The 2,516-nt window shown below is 52.8% G+C and carries 1 protein-coding gene; it reads right to left on the bottom strand.

The features are described from left to right. Positions 1 to 2,516, bottom strand: a 2,516-nt coding sequence (locus R7P67_RS23090) for a tandem-95 repeat protein (protein WP_318086107.1), incomplete at both ends; no start/stop codon positions are given.

The following is a 2,516-nucleotide window of genomic DNA, read 5'->3' on the forward strand; positions in this document are numbered from 1 at the left end:
TCTGCCAAGGTTTGGTCTGCAATGTTGCTCTCAACCACAGGCGTGTCGTTCACCGCATTCACGGTGACGTTGACCGTTGCTTGGTCAGTCAGTGCACCATCGGTCACGGTGTAAGTGATTTCGGCGTCGCCATGGAAGTTCTCAGCCGGTGTGAAGACCAGTTTGCCATCAACAATCTCAACTGTACCTTGTGCTTCAGGTACAGACGCTGATTGGATAGACAGCGTATCGCCATCAATGTCAGTATCGTTTGGCAGAACATCAATCGTCACTGGTGTATCTTCGTCAGTAACGGCATTGTCATTGGTCGCCACTGGCGCATCATTCACTGGTGTGACATCGACGTTCACCGTGGTGGACTCCGATACCCCACCCGAGGTAACGATGTAGGTGAAGCTGTCTGCCCCGTGGTAGTTGTCGTTTGGCGTGTAAGTGACGCTGCCATCCGGGTTGACCGAGACCGTGCCGTTCGCTGGACCGTTGTTGGTATCCAGCGACACCACTTTGTCGTCGCCTTCGAACGTGTCGTTACCTAAGACCTTGATGATGGTCGGCGTGTCTTCCACCACCGTCGCTTTATCTGCCACGATGTCCGCCACAGGCGCTACTGTGAAGTTCACCGTTTGGCTGACGCTTTCACCGCTTGGGTCGGTAGCCGTAAACGTTAGGATTTCTGAGCCGTTCCAGTCTGCGGTTGGAGTGAACGTAGCAATGCCATTTTCTATTGAGACATTGACACTACTGTTACCAGAGACGCTAAACGTTAACTCACCATCGGCGTTATCCACATCGCTGAAAGCGGTATTTAGATCGATGCTGTATGGCGTAAAGTCTTCCGCCAAGGCTTGGTCTGCAATGCTGCTTTCAACCACAGGCGCGTCGTTCACCGCATTCACGGTGACGTTGACCGTCGCTTGATCAGTCAGCGCACCATCGGTGATGGTGTAAGTGATTTCAGCGTCACCATGGAAGTTCTCAGCCGGTGTGAACACCAGTTTGCCATCAACAATCTCAACTGTACCTTGGTTACTCGACACAGACGCTGATTGGATAGACAGCGTATCGCCATCAATATCGGTGTCGTTTGGTAGGACATCAATCGTCACTGGCGTGTCTTCGTCAGTAACAGCTGTATCATCTTTTGCCACTGGCGCATCGTTGACTGGTGTGACATCGACGTTCACCGTGGTGGACTCCGATACCCCACCCGACGTAACGATGTAGGTGAAGCTGTCTGTACCGTGGTAGTTGTCGTTCGGCGTGTAAGTGACGCTGCCGTCCGGGTTGACCGAGACCGTGCCGTTCGCTGGACCGTTATTGCTATCCAGCGACACCACTTTATCGTCGCCTTCGAACGTGTCGTTACCTAAAACCTTGATGATGGTCGGCGTGTCTTCCACAACCGTCGCGTTGTCTGCCACGATGTCCGCCACAGGCGCTACTGTGAAGTTCACCGTTTGGCTAACGCTTTCACCGCTTGGATCGGTCGCCGTAAAGGTTAACGCTTCTGAGCCGTTCCAGTCTGCCGTTGGGCTAATGGTCGCGATGCCATTTTCAATCGACACCAACACGTTGTTGTTGCCAGAAACGCTGAAGCTCAGCTCGCCATCCACGTTATCCACATCGCTGAAGGCCGTATTCAGATCGATGCTGTATGGCGTAAAGTCTTCCGCCAAGGTTTGGTCTGCAATGCTGCTCTCAACCACTGGCGTGTCGTTTACGGCATTTACGGTGACGTTGACCGTCGCTTGGTCAGTCAGTGCACCATCGGTGACGGTGTAAGTGATTTCGGCGTCACCATGGAAGTTCTCGGCCGGTGTGAACACCAGTTTGCCATCAACAATTTCAACTTTCCCTTGGTCACTCGGCACGGACGCCGAATCAATGCTTAACGTATCGCCATCAATGTCGGTGTCGTTTGGCAGAACATCAATTGTCACTGGCGTGTCTTCGTCAGTAACAGCTGTATCATCTTTTGCCACTGGCGCGTCATTGACTGGTGTGACATCGACGTTCACCGTGGTGGACTCCGATACCCCACCGGAGGTAACGATGTAGGTGAAGCTGTCTGTACCGTGGAAGTTGTCGTTTGGCGTGTAGGTTACGCTGCCGTCCGGGTTGACCGAGACCGTGCCGTTAGCTGGACCGTTGTTGGTATCCAGCGACACCACTTTGTCGTCGCCTTCGAACGTGTCGTTACCTAAGACCTTGATGATGGTCGGCGTGTCTTCCACCACCGTCGCTTTATCTGCCACGATGTCCGCCACAGGCGCTACTGTGAAGTTCACCGTTTGGCTGACGCTTTCACCGCTTGGATCGGTAGCCGTAAACGTTAGGATTTCTGAGCCGTTCCAGTCTGCCGTTGGGCTAATGGTCGCGATGCCATTTTCAATCGAAACCAACACGTTGCTGTTGCCGGACACTGAAAAGTTCAGTGCGGAGTCGCTGTCTTTAAATGCGTCGTTTAAATCAATCGTGTAGATCGTAAAATCTTCTGCTAACACTTGATCTGAAAT

The sequence above is a fragment of the Vibrio sp. Vb0937 genome, from assembly GCF_033338855.1.